This is a genomic window from Sediminibacterium roseum (assembly GCF_009939005.1).
Lineage (GTDB): Bacteria > Bacteroidota > Bacteroidia > Chitinophagales > Chitinophagaceae > Sediminibacterium > Sediminibacterium roseum.
On sequence record NZ_JAACJS010000002.1, the window covers coordinates 805617 to 822181 of the forward strand.

Annotated in this window: 17 protein-coding genes and 1 tRNA gene; 13 read left to right on the top strand and 5 right to left on the bottom strand. The window is 46.4% G+C overall.

Translation table 11 applies throughout. From position 1 onward, the window contains the following. Window positions 1-20 precede the first annotated feature (20 nt). Window positions 21-797, bottom strand: coding sequence for an enoyl-CoA hydratase/isomerase family protein (locus GWC95_RS03520; RefSeq protein ID WP_161817279.1), 777 nt, complete (start codon window positions 795-797; stop codon window positions 21-23). Between the two features lie 177 nt (window positions 798-974). On the opposite strand from GWC95_RS03520, the gene GWC95_RS03525 reads away from it, so the two are divergent. Beyond that, a complete protein-coding gene (locus GWC95_RS03525) occupies window positions 975-1184 on the top strand; it encodes a hypothetical protein (protein WP_161817280.1) in 210 nt (69 codons plus the stop codon). Window positions 1185-1293: 109 nt separating this feature from the next. Next, window positions 1294-1896: a trimeric intracellular cation channel family protein gene (locus GWC95_RS03530; protein ID WP_161817281.1), complete on the top strand. Its 603-nt coding sequence runs from the start codon at window positions 1294-1296 to the stop codon at window positions 1894-1896. 74 nt (window positions 1897-1970) lie between these two features. Here the strand turns inward: GWC95_RS03530 and GWC95_RS03535 are convergent, their stop codons facing one another. Next, on the bottom strand, window positions 1971-3041 hold the full coding sequence (locus GWC95_RS03535) for a dienelactone hydrolase family protein (RefSeq protein WP_161817282.1): 1071 nt from the start codon (window positions 3039-3041) through the stop codon (window positions 1971-1973). 246 nt (window positions 3042-3287) lie between these two features. On the opposite strand from GWC95_RS03535, the gene GWC95_RS03540 reads away from it, so the two are divergent. The 5 genes from GWC95_RS03540 to GWC95_RS03560 all read left to right on the top strand — a co-directional run bounded on the left by GWC95_RS03540 (window position 3288) and on the right by GWC95_RS03560 (window position 8470). After that, window positions 3288-3485 carry a hypothetical protein gene (locus GWC95_RS03540; protein ID WP_161817283.1) on the top strand — a complete coding sequence of 66 codons (198 nt, stop codon included), beginning with the start codon at window positions 3288-3290 and terminating at the stop codon, window positions 3483-3485. A gap of 25 nt (window positions 3486-3510) precedes the next feature. Next, window positions 3511-3972 (top strand): globin family protein, encoded by a 462-nt coding sequence (locus GWC95_RS03545; RefSeq protein WP_161817284.1) that lies wholly within the window; start codon window positions 3511-3513, stop codon window positions 3970-3972. 84 nt (window positions 3973-4056) lie between these two features. Continuing rightward, the gene (locus tag GWC95_RS03550) at window positions 4057-4473 is read left to right on the top strand and encodes a globin domain-containing protein (protein WP_202630196.1); all 417 of its coding nucleotides are present in this window, start codon (window positions 4057-4059) and stop codon (window positions 4471-4473) included. Between the two features lie 119 nt (window positions 4474-4592). Further along, window positions 4593-7706, top strand: coding sequence for a ligand-binding sensor domain-containing protein (locus GWC95_RS03555; RefSeq protein WP_161817285.1), 3114 nt, complete (start codon window positions 4593-4595; stop codon window positions 7704-7706). Then, window positions 7703-8470, top strand: a complete 768-nt coding sequence (locus tag GWC95_RS03560; protein ID WP_202630197.1) for a LytR/AlgR family response regulator transcription factor — start codon at window positions 7703-7705, stop codon at window positions 8468-8470. The genes GWC95_RS03555 and GWC95_RS03560 overlap by 4 nt, the downstream gene beginning before the upstream one ends. A 60-nt stretch (window positions 8471-8530) precedes the next feature. On the opposite strand, the gene GWC95_RS03565 is transcribed toward GWC95_RS03560, so the two are convergent. The 3 genes from GWC95_RS03565 to gltX form a co-directional block, all read right to left on the bottom strand. Next, entirely contained in the window at window positions 8531-8938 is a 408-nt protein-coding gene (locus tag GWC95_RS03565; RefSeq protein ID WP_161817286.1) for a cobalamin B12-binding domain-containing protein, read from the bottom strand. A 172-nt stretch (window positions 8939-9110) separates the two neighbouring features. Then, on the bottom strand, window positions 9111-10664 hold the full coding sequence (locus tag GWC95_RS03570; protein ID WP_161817287.1) for an ArnT family glycosyltransferase: 1554 nt from the start codon (window positions 10662-10664) through the stop codon (window positions 9111-9113). 77 nt (window positions 10665-10741) lie between these two features. Then, window positions 10742-12265: a glutamate--tRNA ligase gene (gene gltX, locus GWC95_RS03575; protein WP_161817288.1), complete on the bottom strand. Its 1524-nt coding sequence runs from the start codon at window positions 12263-12265 to the stop codon at window positions 10742-10744. Between the two features lie 135 nt (window positions 12266-12400). Here gltX and GWC95_RS03580 point away from each other — a divergent pair, with 135 nt between their 5' ends. The 6 genes from GWC95_RS03580 (at window position 12401) to GWC95_RS03605 (ending at window position 16562) form a co-directional block, all read left to right on the top strand. Next, window positions 12401-13018 carry a polysaccharide deacetylase family protein gene (locus GWC95_RS03580; protein ID WP_161817289.1) on the top strand — a complete coding sequence of 206 codons (618 nt, stop codon included), beginning with the start codon at window positions 12401-12403 and terminating at the stop codon, window positions 13016-13018. Between the two features lie 50 nt (window positions 13019-13068). Then, complete coding sequence (locus GWC95_RS03585) at window positions 13069-13836, top strand: TatD family hydrolase (protein WP_161817290.1); 768 nt, start codon at window positions 13069-13071, stop codon at window positions 13834-13836. A 35-nt stretch (window positions 13837-13871) separates the two neighbouring features. Continuing rightward, window positions 13872-13958 (top strand) — tRNA-Ser (locus tag GWC95_RS03590). Window positions 13959-14218: 260 nt separating this feature from the next. Beyond that, window positions 14219-15418 (top strand): site-specific integrase, encoded by a 1200-nt coding sequence (locus GWC95_RS03595; RefSeq protein WP_161817291.1) that lies wholly within the window; start codon window positions 14219-14221, stop codon window positions 15416-15418. A gap of 473 nt (window positions 15419-15891) precedes the next feature. Continuing rightward, window positions 15892-16119: a hypothetical protein gene (locus tag GWC95_RS03600; protein WP_161817292.1), complete on the top strand. Its 228-nt coding sequence runs from the start codon at window positions 15892-15894 to the stop codon at window positions 16117-16119. 17 nt (window positions 16120-16136) lie between these two features. Continuing rightward, complete coding sequence (locus tag GWC95_RS03605) at window positions 16137-16562, top strand: hypothetical protein (protein ID WP_161817293.1); 426 nt, start codon at window positions 16137-16139, stop codon at window positions 16560-16562. The last annotated feature ends 3 nt before the right edge of the window (window positions 16563-16565 follow it).

Genomic DNA, 16565 nt, shown 5'->3' on the forward strand with positions numbered 1-16565 from the left:
TGGCGGTTTTGTTTCAACATTTATTTTCCGGTAAACACTGCTTTTCTTTTTTCAAGGAAGGCAGTGGTTCCTTCTTTCATGTCTTCTGTTTCAAAGCAGGTTGCAAACGCGTTCACTTCTACCTCGTACCCGTTTTTTGTTTCATCGAACACCGCGTTGGCGCTTTCAATGCATTTTGCAACAGCGATGGGCGCTTTTGTATTGATGATGTCTAAAATGCTTTTTGCCTTTGCGAGTAATTCTTCCTGTGGAACAACATGGTTCACCAGGCCATATTGCAAGGCGGTATTGGCATCTATCATGCCCGCGCTCATCAGCAGTTCCATCGCCCGCCCTTTGCCGATGAGTTGAACAAGGCGCTGTGTGCCTCCATAACCGGGTAACAGGCCGAGGTTCACTTCGGGTTGTCCGAATTTGGCATTGTCTGATGCGATCCTGAAATGACAACTCATCGCCAGCTCACAACCGCCGCCCAATGCAAAACCGTTCACACAGGCAACAATGGGTTTGGGAGCGTTCTCGATCTTGAAAAAAGTATCCTGTCCCGATTTCGACAATGCTTTGCTTTGCTCCAGGCTCAACCCGCTGAACTCGCTGATGTCGGCGCCGGCTACAAAGGCTTTTGGCCCGGCCCCGGTAATGATAACGGACCTGATCTCCTTGTTTGAATAGATCTCCACGAGCGCTTTGTCGAGGTCTGCAAAAACATCTTTGTTAAGCGCATTCAGTTTATCCGGGCGGTTGATGATTATGGTAAGGATCCCGTTTTCAAGGGAGGAAAGAAGTGTCTGGTACATGGGATGATTTTGTGATAAAGATAATTATAAAGGCCTTATTACGGACGCGCCGGCCCGGCCGATCGCTTCGTAACGGATTTGATACGGTTCATTGGACAATGCAGCTGTTTAAAGGAGATAAGTTTTAACCACAGGCGGCTAAATGCGAAATTTGCACCATCAATAAAAAAGGAAGTTATGATACACAGAACATCATTGTCAACGGCATTGCTGATCGCAGTTAAAACAGGCGGTAGAAAGACATTGAACACACAGCCCTCGGTAGCAGGCATCAGGATCACCGCAAAACCGGCAACGATCCAGGAAAAAGGACAACATTCAGTGAACGAACTCGGGAACATTGTTCCCGCAACCGATAAAAAGGCATTCGCCCTTAACAGGCCATAAATTTTGTTTCATAAGCAGACAGTTGATTAGCGGCCCCATATTCTTATGGGGCTTTTTCGGCTTTAAGCCCCGGGCAAAAACAAACCAACCTTTTCCGTAATTTCCCTACATGAACCTCATACAGATCATCATGTACGTTGGTATTTTTGTTTTTGCCGGAACGGGTGCCCTCAAGGCGCGGACACACCATATGGATATTTTTGGCGGGCTGGTGATTGCTTTTGCAACGGCCTACGGCGGCGGAACCATTCGCGACCTGCTGATCGGCGTGCACCCGGTAAATTGGGTGAACGATTACCTTGCACTGGGATTGGTGGTGAGCGCCACCATCATCGTTTCTTTTTTTGATTCCGACCAGATACGTTTCAAAAGAACCATTTTTTTCACGGATGCCATTGGGCTGGGTATGTTTACCGCGGCAGGTATCGAGATCAGCATCAACAATAACATCAACGATGGATACGCAGTGGTAATGGGTGTGATCACCGCCACTTTCGGTGGTCTTCTTGCCGATGTGCTCTGCCGCGAAAAACCCAACCTGCTGAAACGAGGTGAACTTTACGCAACCGTTTGTGCCATCGGCGGCGTGATCTATATTCTGCTGAAGCACTTGGGCATTGAGAAAAACCTGGGTTTGTTTATCTGCGTTTGCATTGTTGTATCCATCAGGATCCTCAGCAAACGCAAGCGCATCATGCTGCCCGAGATCTGATCCTTTCACTAAATAAAAACTGCCCGTCGCACAACAGGCAGTTCCGCTTAAAGGGCCATCGGTTTTTCAATGTTTTATTTGAACAGGAACGTTTCCAGGAACGCAATGCTTCTCGCCCTTGCCAGCCTGGATGCATCGCCATCCGCAGATGCCGTGGTTACACCGTCGAAACTATGCGATGCGCCATCGTATTCATATTTTGTGATCGGTGCCGACGCGGGATTGAGCTGCGCCTTCAATATCAATGCATCGTATGAACTGATCTGTGTGTTGTTGTCGCTGTTGGTATAAGTGGTCGTATACAAAGGATCGAGCGCCGCTGCATGTATCATCACCGGCGCGTAAGGAACGTATTTGCCGTTGCTGGGTGTTCCAGGTTTTCCATAATAACTGAACATGGCTGCCCCGGGATAGTACGATACTGCCGCCACAAACCCGCCGGCCGCAGGTTTTTGCGCGGGCGGCAATACATTCTGCGTATAAGTGATGTTGTTGCTGATCAAAGACCATGGGGTTGACTTTGCAACCGCAACCGCATCAACCATTGTGCTCAATACCGTGGTGCCCCCATGTGAGTATCCCAGCAGACCGATCTTACCCGCAATGATCTTCGGAACCGTACGCAGGTAGTTCAATCCCGCATACGCATCTCTCGGGCGAACAAATTCTGCCGCGATAAAAAGATTTTCCGGTGGCGCTTCGTTGTGAAAGGTCTGTACCCCGCGCGGCGTATAGCTATCGATGAACAAGGCAGCGATCTTATGGATGCGGAACGAATCGATCCATCCCTTGAACTGGGTTGCCAGCTTGGTATTGGTAGCATCGGTCGCGCTCCACAAACCGCCACTTCCATGCATCACCACCACGGCCGGAACGGGCTTGTCTGAAGCAGGGATGAATAGTACCGCTTTCAAGGGATTTCCGCCGGTGGGATTGTTTAGGGTGATGATCTCCGTAGACTCGGCAAAACCACCGGTGTTGGTGCCCGTTGTGTTGTCGATCGCCGGTTGCGCAACATCGTTCTTGGTACAGGAGAATAAAATGATCGTCATAGCCAGCTTGATCATGCCAAGCAGGATCACTTTCTTCCACCCGATCTTATTGATTGTTTCCAGTGCAAAACTGGTTAGTGATTTTATTTTCATGCCGCAAAAATTGAACTGCACCTGTTCCTTGCAAAACATTCTTACACGATCCGGCCGTATTCCTTGTTTAAACGGATATAAAACGGATTAAGCCGTTTTGTTGCTTTTCCTTTCTTTTCCAGGATGATTTGGGTTTTACGATTCATTCAATGATTACCACGCTTTGTTCGATTTATTGCACTGCTGGTGCGCTTATTTTTTTTCTGTACCGGGCGCCGGTGCAGTTTTGCATCCTCAACACAGACAATGAAGACCAATAACCAGAACATACTGCAGGATGCGTTGGTGATGTACCTCGCGCTGGGAATAGCGATGTCGGCAGTATGCGTAAATGCCGTTGACCAAAGCTTTGGACGCATCGATGGTGTTGTTGTTAAAAAAGAATTGCGGAAGGCGGCACAGCAGGAGGCGGGTTTTGTGATGTACAGACACTTGATTCAATAATACAAAAGATCTATAAACCATTACAATGACAAACCAACAGATCAACCACGTAAGATCCACCTGGGCAATGGTGGCCGCACTGGATGCGGAAACAGTAGGCGGACTTTTCTACAACCGTTTATTCGAGATCGCACCAGAAGTAAGGCACATGTTCCGATCACCCGTTGCGGAGCAATCCAAAAAGTTGCTTTCGATGATCGGGTATGTGATCGGCAAACTTGATAAACTCGACGATATCATCGACGAAGTGGCCAAACTTGCACAGCGCCATGTACAGTATGGTGTGAAGGCAGAACACTATTCAACCGTTGCCACTGCCTTGCTCTGGACGCTCGAACAGGGGTTGGGTGAAGAATGGACAGACGATGTGAAAGACGCCTGGGTGCTTTGTTACACCACACTTGCAGGAGCCATGATCGCAGCAGCCGGTGAAACAGGCAAACAGCCGCAGCAAAAAGATTCAACGGTTTGGGCAGGGCTTGCTTAATTTTGACGGCGAAGCAGTGCGTGACCGGCCGCGGGCTTACAGGGCTCCGGATTTGTAGGAGCCAGGCAGGGCTAACAGCTAAAAATGGACCTTATGACAGAGCGGCAAACTTTACTCGTAAAAAACAGCTGGGCGCTTTTCCGCCGCATCGATCCGCAGTTGATCGGTGATGTGTTTTACAGCAGGCTGTTCCAGCAGATGCCGGCCCTTAAATCGATGTTTAAAACAAATATGGCGGAGCAATATGCCAAGCTGGTTGATATGCTCAGCTACATTGTTTCCAAACTGGACAAACCCGAACAGTTTGCGGGGGATGTAGAGCAACTGGCGCAGCGGCATGTTCAATATGGTGTTCGTCCGGGGCATTATAAAGTGGTGGGAGATGCCTTGTTGTGGACGCTCGAAAAAGGCCTGGGCAAAGACTGGAACGCAGAAGTGGGCGAAGCCTGGGCGGCATGCTACGGTATGTTGTCCTCGCTCATGATCGGTAAAAGACAATAAACCGGTTGTCATCGAATCATCTCAATTGGTTTTTTCTACGCTTCATTCCGCTGCAACCCCACTTCATCCAGGGTTTTTTCATGGGCATTGTGAATTGCGTATTTTGCTGGTGAATTCTGATGAGCAACATACAATGCATACCAAAACGCTGTTTCAGCAGCCATTTACTATTGGCGGCGGTTTGTTATTTGACGGTTGTTGCTGCTGCAACGGCACAACTTCCACAGGATCTGAAGATCACCAATTTTGATGGCGCCACGGGTTTCTACAGCCGTGTTGTTTCATCACTCGTAAAAGACGAGAAAGGTTTCCTGTGGATCGGAACCTCCGATGGGTTGTACCGTTACGACGGCTACTCGTTCCGTAATTACCGTAAACTACCGAACGATACCAACAGCCTGGCCGATAACAACATCACACAACTTGCAGTAAGCGCCGACCGTAAAATATGGATGGGCCTTTCCAAAGGACTCATCAGCAGCTTTGACCCTGCTTCCGGCCGCTTCAGGAATTACCCGGTGCTTTACCAGGGACAAGCCGTTTCAGGAAACGTGCAGATGCTGGTGGTAGATGGAAAAAACGACGTGTGGTTCTCCATCGCCAAAAAAGGATTGTGGCACCTCGATGTGCGAAGCGGTGTTTGTGAACAGTACGATCTGATCACGGAAAAAGACACAGACATCCCGAAAGACAGGCGCAAAGAACTCAATACCATTTATACGGGCATCGAAGCAACACCAAATTCTTTCTGGCTGGCAACGCACAATGGTTTGTACCGGTTTGATAAAAGAACCAAAACCTTCACACCCGAAAGGAAAAGAATATATCATGCCGGCGAGTTCAGGGATGATGATCTTACCTGCATCACAAAAGACGGCGACCTGTTGTGGATGGGCTCCTGGGCGGGTGGCTTAACTCGCTACAATACCGTTACACACGAATGGAAGAACTTCAAACACAACCTGGCCGAAACAAAAAAGTATACCACCAATATCATCTCGGGTGTTAAAGTGCGTTCGGCAAACGAACTATGGGTAACGAGCACCGACATGGGCGTTGGTGTTTTCGACAAACAGAAGGAACGGTTCAGTTATTACTCGGCCACCAGGACAGACATCCCCGCAAAACTGTGTTACGCTTTTGAAACCGGCAGGAACGATAATCTCTGGCTCATACACGAATGGGGTCTTACGCGCATACAGCCAAGGGCAAGGCAATTCAACTATACAGAAACACCGGTTACAAGATCAGACAACAAACAGTTTTATTACCTGCGTGATATGATCGAAGATGAGGACCATCTTTACATCGCCACCGCGTTGGCAGACGGGCTCCAGGTGGTTAACCGTAAAACAGGTAAAACCAAACATTACGCAGTTAAAACGCTTCCGGGTGAAGAAACGTTTTTATCTGTTTACAAACTGCTCAAAGACAGCCAGGGTAACATTTGGGTCGTTTCCCGCGATTACATCTACCAGTTTGATGTGAAGCATGAAAAACTGGTGATGATCGGTCAGCCCGATGGTTACCCGCTTCAAAAAGCATCGAGCTGGTACAGGAACATTGCCGAAGATAAAAACGGCAACATCTGGATCACTTCCCTTCAGAACGGCGTTTTCATGTATTCCCCGGCAACAAAATCGTACAAACATTTTTACCACGATCCTGCAGATAAAAATTCACTGGCGTCGGATGGCATACATTCCATCGCTGTAGACAGGCGCGGCCGGGTTTGGGTTGCGGGAACAAATGGATGCTTCGCATATTTTGAACACACAGCTGGCAGGTTCGTGAATTTTTCAATATCAGGCAAAGAGCAGCCTTCCGGATCGGATAACATCAGCGCGCTCGCAGCTGATCGCTTTGGAAATATATGGGCGGGTGCGAACGACGGGTTGGTTTTGCTGGATGCGGCGAAAGAAAAGCCTTATGTTAAAAGAACCTACACTTCGCAGGACGGATTGCGTGGCGATGTGGCGTATTCTATCCAGGAAGACCCATCCGGTAATATCTGGTGCGCCACTGCGTCTGCCTTGAGCATGGTCAATACAGCAACACATCGCGTGAGCAGTGTATTGCTCCAGAACGATGTGATCAAAAGCATCACCAACAGGATCTTTTTGTCTGTTGCCAATAAACAGCTGCAGGTGCTTACCTATGGCGGTTATTATTCGTTCGATCCCGCATCGCTGCAGGTACAGCAGCAGGATTCTGTTGTGGCGGTCACATCGTTCCGCGTGAAAGACAAGGAATATTATTACGAAGAAGGGTTGGCAGCGGATGGTAAGATCAAACTCAAATCAACCGAAAACCTTTTCACTTTTGAATTTGCCGTACTCGACTACAAACAATCCGACGAACACCAGTACGCTTACATGCTGGAGGGCTTTGACAAGGATTGGGTGAACGCGGGGAGCAGGCGTTATGCCAGCTACACAAACATACCGGGTGGCACCTATGTTTTCAAGGTGAAAGCAATGAACACCTACGGCGATGCAAACAGCCTGGTAACAAGTGTTCCCTTGCACGTGAATGCGCCGGTGTACCAGCGTTGGTGGTTCATTACCTTGCTGGCGTTTGTATTTGCGGGGGTGTTGTATGTTTTTTACCGGTTCAGGCTGGAAAAAGAAAGGGAGATACTGCGCCTGCAGGCAAAAACGCATGTGCTCGAGAAAGAGAAAACACAGGTTCAGTATGAGAACCTGAAACAACACCTGAACCCGCACTTCCTGTTCAATTCACTCACATCGCTCGGGAGCCTGATACGCATCAACCAGAAAATGGCGGCGGATTTCCTGGATGGGATGAGTAAAATATACAGGTATATTTTGCAGAGCAAAGACAGTGAACTGGTATCGTTAAAGGAAGAGATCCGTTTCATACAAACCTTCATCACGCTGCAGAAAACAAGGTTTGAAGAAGGGTTGCAGGTAAACCTCGATGTGGATGAAGAATACCATCACCGGAAAATTGTTCCGGTTACCTTGCAGAACCTGGTGGAAAACGCGATCAAGCACAACATCATCGATACAGAAACACCCCTGGTGATCGATATTTTTGTAAACGATGGATACCTGCTTGTACGCAACAACCTGCAGAAGAAAAGATTTGTTGAAACGAGCAATAAACAGGGATTGGATAACCTCGTATCGTTATACAAATACCTCAGTGATGAACCAATGCTCGTGGAAGAAACGGAAACCCATTTCACTGTTAAAATTCCTCTGATATGATCAAAGCTGTGATAATTGAAGATGAACCGCTCATCGCCAAAGAACTCGTAAACAAGATCGCGGCTGTGGCCGCTGATGTGGAAGTGATTGAAACATTACCGAGCCTGAAAACAGCGCGGAAATGGTTCATGCAAAATGCAGAACCCGACCTCTTGTTCATGGACATACAACTGAGCGATGGTGTAAGTTTTGAGCTCTTTGAGAACTTTAAACTGGATTGCCCCGTTGTGTTCACAACCGCCTACGATGATTATGCCATCCGCGCTTTTAAGGTAAATGGTGTTGATTATTTACTGAAGCCGGTTGATGAGGGGGAACTTCAAAAGGCGATCGACAAATGCCGCAGCCTTTTGAGCAACAAAACCTCTTTTCCGGCAGACATGCAACAACTCATGGCCAGCCTCGCAGTGCCCAGGCAAAATCTTTTCAAGGAAAAATTCATTGTTAACCAGCGAAACAACTGGATCCCGGTTGATACCAAAGACATCGCTTGTTTTGTACGCGACAACCTGAATTATCTCTACACATTCAACGGTGAAAAATACATTCTCGATTATACTACGCTTGAAGACATTGAGGAGCTTCTCGATCCGAAGGTCTTTTACCGTGCCAACCGGCAGAGCATCATTCACATCAATGCGATACAAAGCGTAAAGCCGCATGAGAACCAGAAATTATCCGTGTTCCTGAAGTCGCCGCTGAAGATGGAATTCGACATCAGCCGGGAGAAGGCGCCGTCCTTTAAAAAATGGTTCGACCGGTAGGATAAAACGGGATCGAAAGAATTTGAACGCAGGAAGAAGGAGTTCCAGGTATGTTTAATCTTAAAACGTTCGGTTAGCAGCAACCCAGTCTTCAATGTATTTTGCGATGTCTGCCGTTGCTGCGCCCGGTGCAAAGAGTTTCCCAACACCCATTTCGTTGAGTTGTTTCATATCGTCTTCGGGAATGATGCCGCCGCCGGTTACGAGTACATCGTTCATGCCTTTTTCTTTCAACAGGGCCATTACTTTCGGGAACACGGTCATGTGTGCGCCGCTGAGGATACTGATGCCGATGGCGTCAACATCTTCCTGTAATGCGGCATTCACAACCATTTCGGGGGTTTGCCTGAGGCCGGTGTAGATCACTTCCATTCCTGAATCGCGCAGGGCAGTGGCGATGACTTTCGCACCACGGTCGTGGCCATCAAGGCCCACTTTGGCAACTAGTACGCGGACAGGTCTTTTCATAGGGCGAAAGTACGAATAATCGGGAATCGTAAATCGGGAGCGGGCAATGGGCGGTTGCGTATGCAGAATTGTTATGGCCAAACACCTGCGATAATCCTGTTCGTAGCATCGGCTCAACTTCCCGGCTTTAACGATTCACAAGTATAACCAGGCACCATACCTGCAAAAGAAGTTACCTGAGATTGAATTGTTTCTTATCCCTCAGGGTATGCTGCTCCGCAAGAATTTTCGCTGAATCTCCCGGGTTGCTGTAAAGGATGATCCTGGTTCCAAATTCCCGTGCATATTTCGTGGTAACGGAATCTTTGATCTCGCATTTGCCCCAATGCGTAAAAAAGAGGTCGTCGGCCTCAGGCATTTCGTCGGTCACAAAAAGAAAATATTTTTTGTTGAATTGATCCGGCAACCAGAAAATAAAGCTCGCATTGTCGCTGTATATCTCGGGGAGGTTGAATTGTTTGCGGTAGAAACTGAGCGCGCCCGCTTCTCCGTAATTTTCACCGTACACCATTGTTTTTTCTTTTACAGAGTCGGGCAGGCTGTGGTAAACACGCGCTGTTTTTTCAGCCATTTCTTTCCAGCCACGCATGTCTGCAAAATCCTGTGGCAGCGGGTGTTGCTTTTTGTCTTCCCATTTAAGCGGTGCGTGTTTGTTGAAACGCGTGTTTTTGTAAAAGCTTACGAGTTTTTCCGCAGACATGAAGGGAAGGAGCACAGGCAGCAGGAACGCTGTCATGATGAGCATGTAAACCGGCGCGGCCCATTTCAGCCAGCGCATTTTTCTCCGTTCAACAACCCGCGAGATCCATACGCCGCCGAATGCCATGATCGTAGGGTAGATGGCCGCAGCGTAATATCCCTTCCCGTTAAAAAACAAAAGCAACCCGATGATTACCGCATAAATGATTGCGATGCCCGTATATTTTTTTCCATCGCGGTTAAACAGGATGAAAAACAATCCGCCAACCCATATAAAAAAAGATGGGAAACAGATCAGCAGCTGGTCAACAATAAACGCCATGCGGCTGTTGAAACGCAGTTGTTGCCTGTTGAGCAGTTCCATATGATGCATCACAGGAAAATGGTGGGTGTATTGCCAAACAAGGTTCGGAAGACAGATGAGCAACCCCACGATCATTGCGAAATAAAAGTGTTTGTTGCCCAGCCATTTTCTTTTTCGGGTGAGCAGTACGGCGGTAAGGAAACCGATGATGTAAAATGCGGTAGAATACTTTCCAAGGATGCCCAACCCGAAGCAGATGCCAAGGAAATAAAGGTATTTTTTTTGATCGGTGTCTATCCAGCAAATGATGTAATAACTGCTCAAGGTCCAGAAAAACACATCCAGGAAATTGGGCTGGAACAGGATGTTCATGCGCAGGAAACCGGCACACAAAAAGCCGAGGCAGGCAAAGAAGACCGCAGTACTGTTTCCCCTCAATTGCAAAACGATACGGCCCACAACGAGTACGGTCAGGGCGCCCGATAAACCACCCCATAGGCGCACGGTTGAAAGGGTTCCACCCAGGAGTTTGCTGATGTAGCCGAGAAAGGCAAGCAAGGGAGGCATTTCAACATAACCCCAGGCAGGATGGTCTGCATCTGCAAGATAGAGATACTCATCGCGGTGCAATTCAAAATCGGGATGGATGAATAGAAATGGGATCAGCAATTTTACCAACGCGAAGAACGCGATGATGTACGCGGAACGGGATGATGCTTGCATTAGCCTGGTTTTGATAACAAGATATAAAAAAAGGATCGCTGTTGCGATCCTTCCTGAACGTTTGTTGGATGTTTATGTTACAATAAGCTCAAAGTATGTTGTATTCTTTTGATGGTTTCTGACTTGCCGATCAGAGCGGCGATATCGAACACGCCGGGCCCGAATTTACCGCCCACGAGCATGATGCGGAAGGGAAGCATAAGGTCGCCCGGTTTGAGCTGGTTGGCCGCGGCAAGCTCTTTGAATTCTTTTTCGAGATCATGCACCTCCCACAAGGTGCTGAGCTCCCAGGCACGGATGAGTTCTGCGAAGAAGAGGTTTTTCTTTTCGTCCCATTTTGGTTTGACTGCATCTGTATCGATGGTTGACGGCGGCACGAAAAAGAAAGAGCCTTGCTGCACAAAATCGGGCAGCAGGGTGCAGCGGTCGCTTACGAGCGTGATCACTTTTGTAAGCAAGGCATCGTCGTTGATCTCTATTCCGTTCTGGGCGAATACCTGTTTTACAGCGGGCACGAGGTTACTGGCGCCTGCTTTTTTCATCCATTCGTGGTTGAACCATTTTGCTTTTTCGTAATCGAATTTGGCGCCGCCTTTGTGTACGCGTTCCATCGAGAATTTTTCGATGAGCTCGCTGATGGTGAAGATCTCTGTATCCGTTCCATCGTTCCAGCCCAGCATCGCCAAAAGGTTTACAAAGGCTTCCGGTAAAAATCCGCGCTCTTTGAAGCCGATGGTGGTTTCGTTCGTTTTTGGATCTGTCCAGTCCATCGCAAACACCGGGAACCCCAAACGGTCGCCGTCGCGTTTGCTCAGTTTCCCGTTCCCGTCGGGTTTCAGGATGAGTGGAAGATGCGCCCATTGCGGCATCTCATTTTTCCACCCGAGGTAATCCCACAACAAAATATGAACAGGTGCAGAAGGCAGCCATTCCTCGCCACGAAACGCGTGGGTGATCTTCATGAGGTAGTCGTCTACTACAACCGCGAGGTGGTACGTAGGCATTCCGTCTGCTTTCAGCAAAACCTTATCGTCTACCTGCGATGTATTGAATGAAACCTCGCCACGGATCATATCCGTAAAGCTTACCGTTTCGTTCAACGGCATTTTGATGCGGATCACATGCGGTGTTCCGTTGGCCAGCAGGGTTTCTGTTTCCTGTGCCGTGAGCGTTAAGGAATTCTTCATTTTCCCACGCAGTGAATGATTGTATTGCGGTGATGGATTTTCTGGCGTTTTAAACTGGTTGCGCATTTCTTCCAGCTCCGCTGTTGTGTCGAAAGCGTAATAGGCAAAACCGTTTTGCACGAGTTGCTCAGCGTATTGCCTGTAGTTTTCTTTTCTTTCACTTTGCCGGTAAGGTGCGTAAGGGCCGCCGTGCAACGGACTTTCGTCGGGCTCAAGCCCGCACCATTTCAATGTATTGAAGATATAAGCCTCGGCGCCTTCCACAAAACGGCCCTGGTCGGTGTCTTCGATGCGTACGATAAAATCTCCGCCCTGCTGTTTTGCAAACAGGTAATTGAACAAAACCGTCCGCACACCACCCAGGTGCAGTCCACCCGTGGGCGAAGGCGCAAAACGTACTCTTACTTTACTCATGGCGCAAAGATAGCTGATCGGGGTACAAGGGACAAGTTTCCGGCTTTACCACAGCGCCTGCGTTGATATAGATGTTTCCAGGATCCTGGCCCCGAAACCTTGTTCCTTGTGGCATCCAGCCTGTACCTTTGCAAAATGTATCTGGTAAAAACTCCGTGGTGGCTGCGTGCGTTGTATCCCTCGCTTGTATGGCGGGGAAACGGTGATGGTAAAACGATCTACCTCAGTTTTGACGATGGCCCGCATGAAACGGCAACGCCTTTTGTGCTCGACCAGTTAAAGCAATACAATGCCAAAGCGAGTTTTTTCTGCATCGGTAAAAATGTGTCGGCCCATCCCGCGCTCTATCAAAGGATCCTGGATGAAGGGCACTCGGTGGGCAACCATACCCACAATCACCTGAATGGATGGAAGGTGAAGGATGAGGTTTATCTCGATGACATCCGCCAGGCATCAACGCTGGTGAAATCCGGTCTTTTTCGCCCACCGTACGGCAGGATCAAACGCGCTCAGGTTAAAAAATTACGGCAACAACAGCCAGGTGTCAAAATAATAATGTGGGATGTGCTGAGCGGCGATTTTGATGTGGACCTGACAGGGGAGGCTTGTCTTGGTTACGTGTTGTACCACACACGCCCGGGTTCTATTATTGTTTTCCACGACAGTGCAAAAGCGTTCCCCAGGCTGCAATACACGTTACCCAGGATGCTCGAACATTTTTCGAATGAAGGCTACCTGTTTGGTGGATTGTAGTTTGGTATGATTATTAATGATGCGTATATAAAGAAACAAAAGAACAATCCATGAACCTGATCGACACACATTGCCACCTGTACAGTGAAGAATTCCGTGATGATATTGAGCAGGTGATTGCGCGGGCGCAGGATTATGGCGTGCGCAAATTTTACCTTCCTTCGATAGACAGCGGCTCCATTGCCGATATGTTTTTTCTTGAGGCGAAGTACCCCGGTGTCTGTATCCCGATGATGGGGCTTCACCCTTGTTATGTAAAAGAGAATTACAAAACGGAGCTGGCGGTTGTGGAAGAGTGGCTCGTAAAAAGAAAGTTTCCGGCCATCGGCGAGATTGGCCTTGACAAATACTGGGACACAACATTTCTGAGCCAGCAGACCGAAGCGTTTACAACCCAGATGCAGTGGGCGCTGGATTATAACCTGCCGATCGTGATCCACACCCGCAATGCCATGCAGGAAACGATCGACCTGGTAAGGCCTTTCGCCGCCAGGGGTCTCCGCGGTATATTTCACTGTTTCAGCGGCAATGCGGCGGACGCGAAGCAGATCACCGGTATGGGGTTCCTGCTGGGCATTGGCGGGGTGATCACCTATAAAAACGGCGGATTGGCCGAAGCGCTTTCAGATACGGGCCTGGAGCATCTTGTACTGGAAACGGATGCGCCGTACCTCAGCCCGGTCCCGTTCCGCGGCAAACGCAATGAGAGCGCCTATCTTGAGTACATTGCCAAAAAACTTGCGGAGGTAAAAAACACGACCCTGGAAGAGGTTGCCGCCCAAACCACGGCCAATGCACAAAAAATATTCGGAAGCTAGCGTTGAAAGGCTATTTTTGCAGTCCTTAAAAATACAGAGAGGTGTCCGAGTGGTTGAAGGAGCACGCCTGGAAAGTGTGTATACGGGAAACCGTATCGAGGGTTCGAATCCCTTCCTCTCTGCATCGCTGCAAATCAATTGCCGCCAAATCCGCTCAAAACCACGATCTACGTGGTTTTTTTCGTTTTTACCCCTTCAAATTCATCATATTGCCCCAAACTTATCTGCCCTAATCGTTGTCTTTTTGCACCTGAAAAAATGTACAACGATTTGCCCCTAAATGCTTGATTATTACCCTATTAATTCGTATCTTCTGACAACGTCAAACCCTTAATCGTTGTCTATGAATTCGTCGATAATCAGCCGAAACACGTTTTCGATCATGTTCTTCATCCATAGAGGTAAGAAGAACAAATCAAAAGAACACCCCATCTACTGCCGATTAACCGTGCAGGGTAAATCCAAAGAATTTTCAACTCAAATCTGGGTTGCTAATGATAAATGGAATCCCAGTACTCATAAAGTGCTTGGTAAGAATGAGTTTGCCAATACTGCTAACCACACGATTGAAACTGTGCGTAACAATCTTTTAAACGTTAGGGCCGACTTACAGGCAAATGGGAAGAATGTTACCCCTGATGCTGTGATTAACCTCCATCTTGGCAAAGAAGAGAGAAAATACACTTTACTCGAACTGCTTGAATACTTCAATGAGCAACATGTAAAAAAACTTATTGGTAAGGATTATGCAAATGGAACCTATGAACGTTATAAAACATCATTAAGTCACGTCAAGGAGTTTATGCTCTATAAAAACAAAAGCAGCGACCTTTTGCTTACTGACATTAATTATGCTTTTGCAACCGAATATGAGTTTTATCTAAAAACTGTACGAAACAATTCTCACAATACCAGTTTGAAATACATTAAGAACTTGAAAGCAGTTATAAATTTTGCCGTAAAAAATGAATGGTTGAATAATAATCCACTTGACCATTATCGAGCAAAACTCGAAAAGATTGATAAAGCATTTCTTACGCAAGCTGAACTAAACCAAATCGAAATCAAGAAATTCGACAACGACAGAATTACGGAAGTAAAAGACATTTTTGTTTTTTGTTGTTATACAGGCTTATCATTTTCCGATGTGGCCAAACTAAGTGCGAAAAATATAATAATCGGCATTAATGGTCAAAAACAAATCTCTATTAAAAGAACCAAGACCGATGTGACCGCAAATGTTCCCTTGCTATCTAAGGCAGCAAATGTTTTAAAAAAGTATGCAAAGAATGAATACTGCATATACAATGAAAAGCTGTTACCTGTGAAAAGTAATCAAAAGCACAATGCCTATTTAAAAGAAATCGCTGATATATGCCGTATAACTAAGAAACTAACTACTCATACCGCCCGACATACATTTGCAACCTTAATGCTCACCAAAGGTGCGAGTATTGAAACTGTGAGCTCCATGCTTGGACACACAAATATTAAAACGACTCAAATCTACAGTAAGGTAATACATGAAAAAGTGCATACTGAAATGAAGAAAATTGAAAGCCAACTGAAAGCCGTATCTTAATTTTACAATTATAAAACACCGAATGCACGCCACAAACCACTGTGAAGCAAATTCAGAGTTTCGTTTCGTTTATTCGGAACTTAAAGACCATCTGGTTGAATTAAATTCCTTTTTACGTCACGTTCACTCGTTCGTCACCTCTGCCGAAAATAAACTTGGTAAAGATCTTCAAATTTATTCGTCTGATTTTTTTGAATATTATTACGCAGGGTCTTACGGTGAAACATTTCGCCGTTCATTTATTGTAACAGTTTCGTCGGTTGCTGAAGCCTATATTAAATGTTACGTAAGTACATGGTTAGAAATACTACAACTTCAACCTACCATACAACCGCGAAATGGGATTGTCGAGTATCTAAAGCAATATGATAAAAATGTATTTAATAGCGGTATAAATTTCGCCAAAGCCGAAATAAGTGATTTTCAGGGTTTGCTTGCTATTACGGAATTCGTTAGTTCACTCAAGTGGGAATATGGATTTTGTATCAAAATATATACCAGCTATCAAGTTAATGACTCAAAAATATTCTTCTGTAAAGCTTGTAAATGATGATATTGTTATTACCGAAGAGCAATTTTGTGATGATAGTTTAGAAATAATCAAACGATTTTTCTTTTATATATTTAAGCTTGCAATAAGACAATTTCCTAATTATCGTTCTGACAAACCGGAAGATGAAACTTTTGAAATGGGCTTCTAACAAAAAACAATTTATTTATGACCAAAGCAATGAAAAAGAAAGCTGATTATCTGCCCTTATTCATACTTTATGTAACTGCTATGTATTTATTATATGCATTCTTTGATGGGCGAATTTTATTTATGTGGAAGCATTATGTAGGATTTGTAATGATTGTAGCAACTACTCTAATCTTTCTGAAAAATCACAAAATTGGAGTTCTGTCATTGGGGCTTACAGTATTGCTTGGCTTGTTTGGACTACTGTCATTTAGCCCGGCGATAAATACAATAACAATAGGCAAATCTATTGGCGATTCCCAGATTTCAATTATTGCGTTTCAACCAATATTTGTTTTGTGGGCTGTAATTCATTTTGCTTTATCTGGCAGATATTATGTTGGCGTTGCATCAAACAAGTATTGGAAGAACATAAAATCTGATGAACCATTAATAATCGAATAATAA

Excerpts from the sequence above, each read along its gene's own strand:
- GWC95_RS03520 (WP_161817279.1), bottom strand. The coding sequence starts at position 797 with ATGTACCAGACACTTCTTTCCTCCCTTGAAAACGGGATCCTTACCATA.
- GWC95_RS03525 (WP_161817280.1), top strand. The coding sequence starts at position 975 with ATGATACACAGAACATCATTGTCAACGGCATTGCTGATCGCAGTTAAA.
- GWC95_RS03530 (WP_161817281.1), top strand. The coding sequence starts at position 1,294 with ATGAACCTCATACAGATCATCATGTACGTTGGTATTTTTGTTTTTGCC.
- GWC95_RS03535 (WP_161817282.1), bottom strand. The coding sequence starts at position 3,041 with ATGAAAATAAAATCACTAACCAGTTTTGCACTGGAAACAATCAATAAG.
- GWC95_RS03540 (WP_161817283.1), top strand. The coding sequence starts at position 3,288 with ATGAAGACCAATAACCAGAACATACTGCAGGATGCGTTGGTGATGTAC.
- GWC95_RS03545 (WP_161817284.1), top strand. The coding sequence starts at position 3,511 with ATGACAAACCAACAGATCAACCACGTAAGATCCACCTGGGCAATGGTG.
- GWC95_RS03550 (WP_202630196.1), top strand. The coding sequence starts at position 4,057 with ATGGACCTTATGACAGAGCGGCAAACTTTACTCGTAAAAAACAGCTGG.
- GWC95_RS03555 (WP_161817285.1), top strand. The coding sequence starts at position 4,593 with ATGAGCAACATACAATGCATACCAAAACGCTGTTTCAGCAGCCATTTA.
- GWC95_RS03560 (WP_202630197.1), top strand. The coding sequence starts at position 7,703 with ATGATCAAAGCTGTGATAATTGAAGATGAACCGCTCATCGCCAAAGAA.
- GWC95_RS03565 (WP_161817286.1), bottom strand. The coding sequence starts at position 8,938 with ATGAAAAGACCTGTCCGCGTACTAGTTGCCAAAGTGGGCCTTGATGGC.
- GWC95_RS03570 (WP_161817287.1), bottom strand. The coding sequence starts at position 10,664 with ATGCAAGCATCATCCCGTTCCGCGTACATCATCGCGTTCTTCGCGTTG.
- gltX (WP_161817288.1), bottom strand. The coding sequence starts at position 12,265 with ATGAGTAAAGTAAGAGTACGTTTTGCGCCTTCGCCCACGGGTGGACTG.
- GWC95_RS03580 (WP_161817289.1), top strand. The coding sequence starts at position 12,401 with ATGTATCTGGTAAAAACTCCGTGGTGGCTGCGTGCGTTGTATCCCTCG.
- GWC95_RS03585 (WP_161817290.1), top strand. The coding sequence starts at position 13,069 with ATGAACCTGATCGACACACATTGCCACCTGTACAGTGAAGAATTCCGT.
- GWC95_RS03595 (WP_161817291.1), top strand. The coding sequence starts at position 14,219 with ATGTTCTTCATCCATAGAGGTAAGAAGAACAAATCAAAAGAACACCCC.
- GWC95_RS03600 (WP_161817292.1), top strand. The coding sequence starts at position 15,892 with ATGGATTTTGTATCAAAATATATACCAGCTATCAAGTTAATGACTCAA.
- GWC95_RS03605 (WP_161817293.1), top strand. The coding sequence starts at position 16,137 with ATGACCAAAGCAATGAAAAAGAAAGCTGATTATCTGCCCTTATTCATA.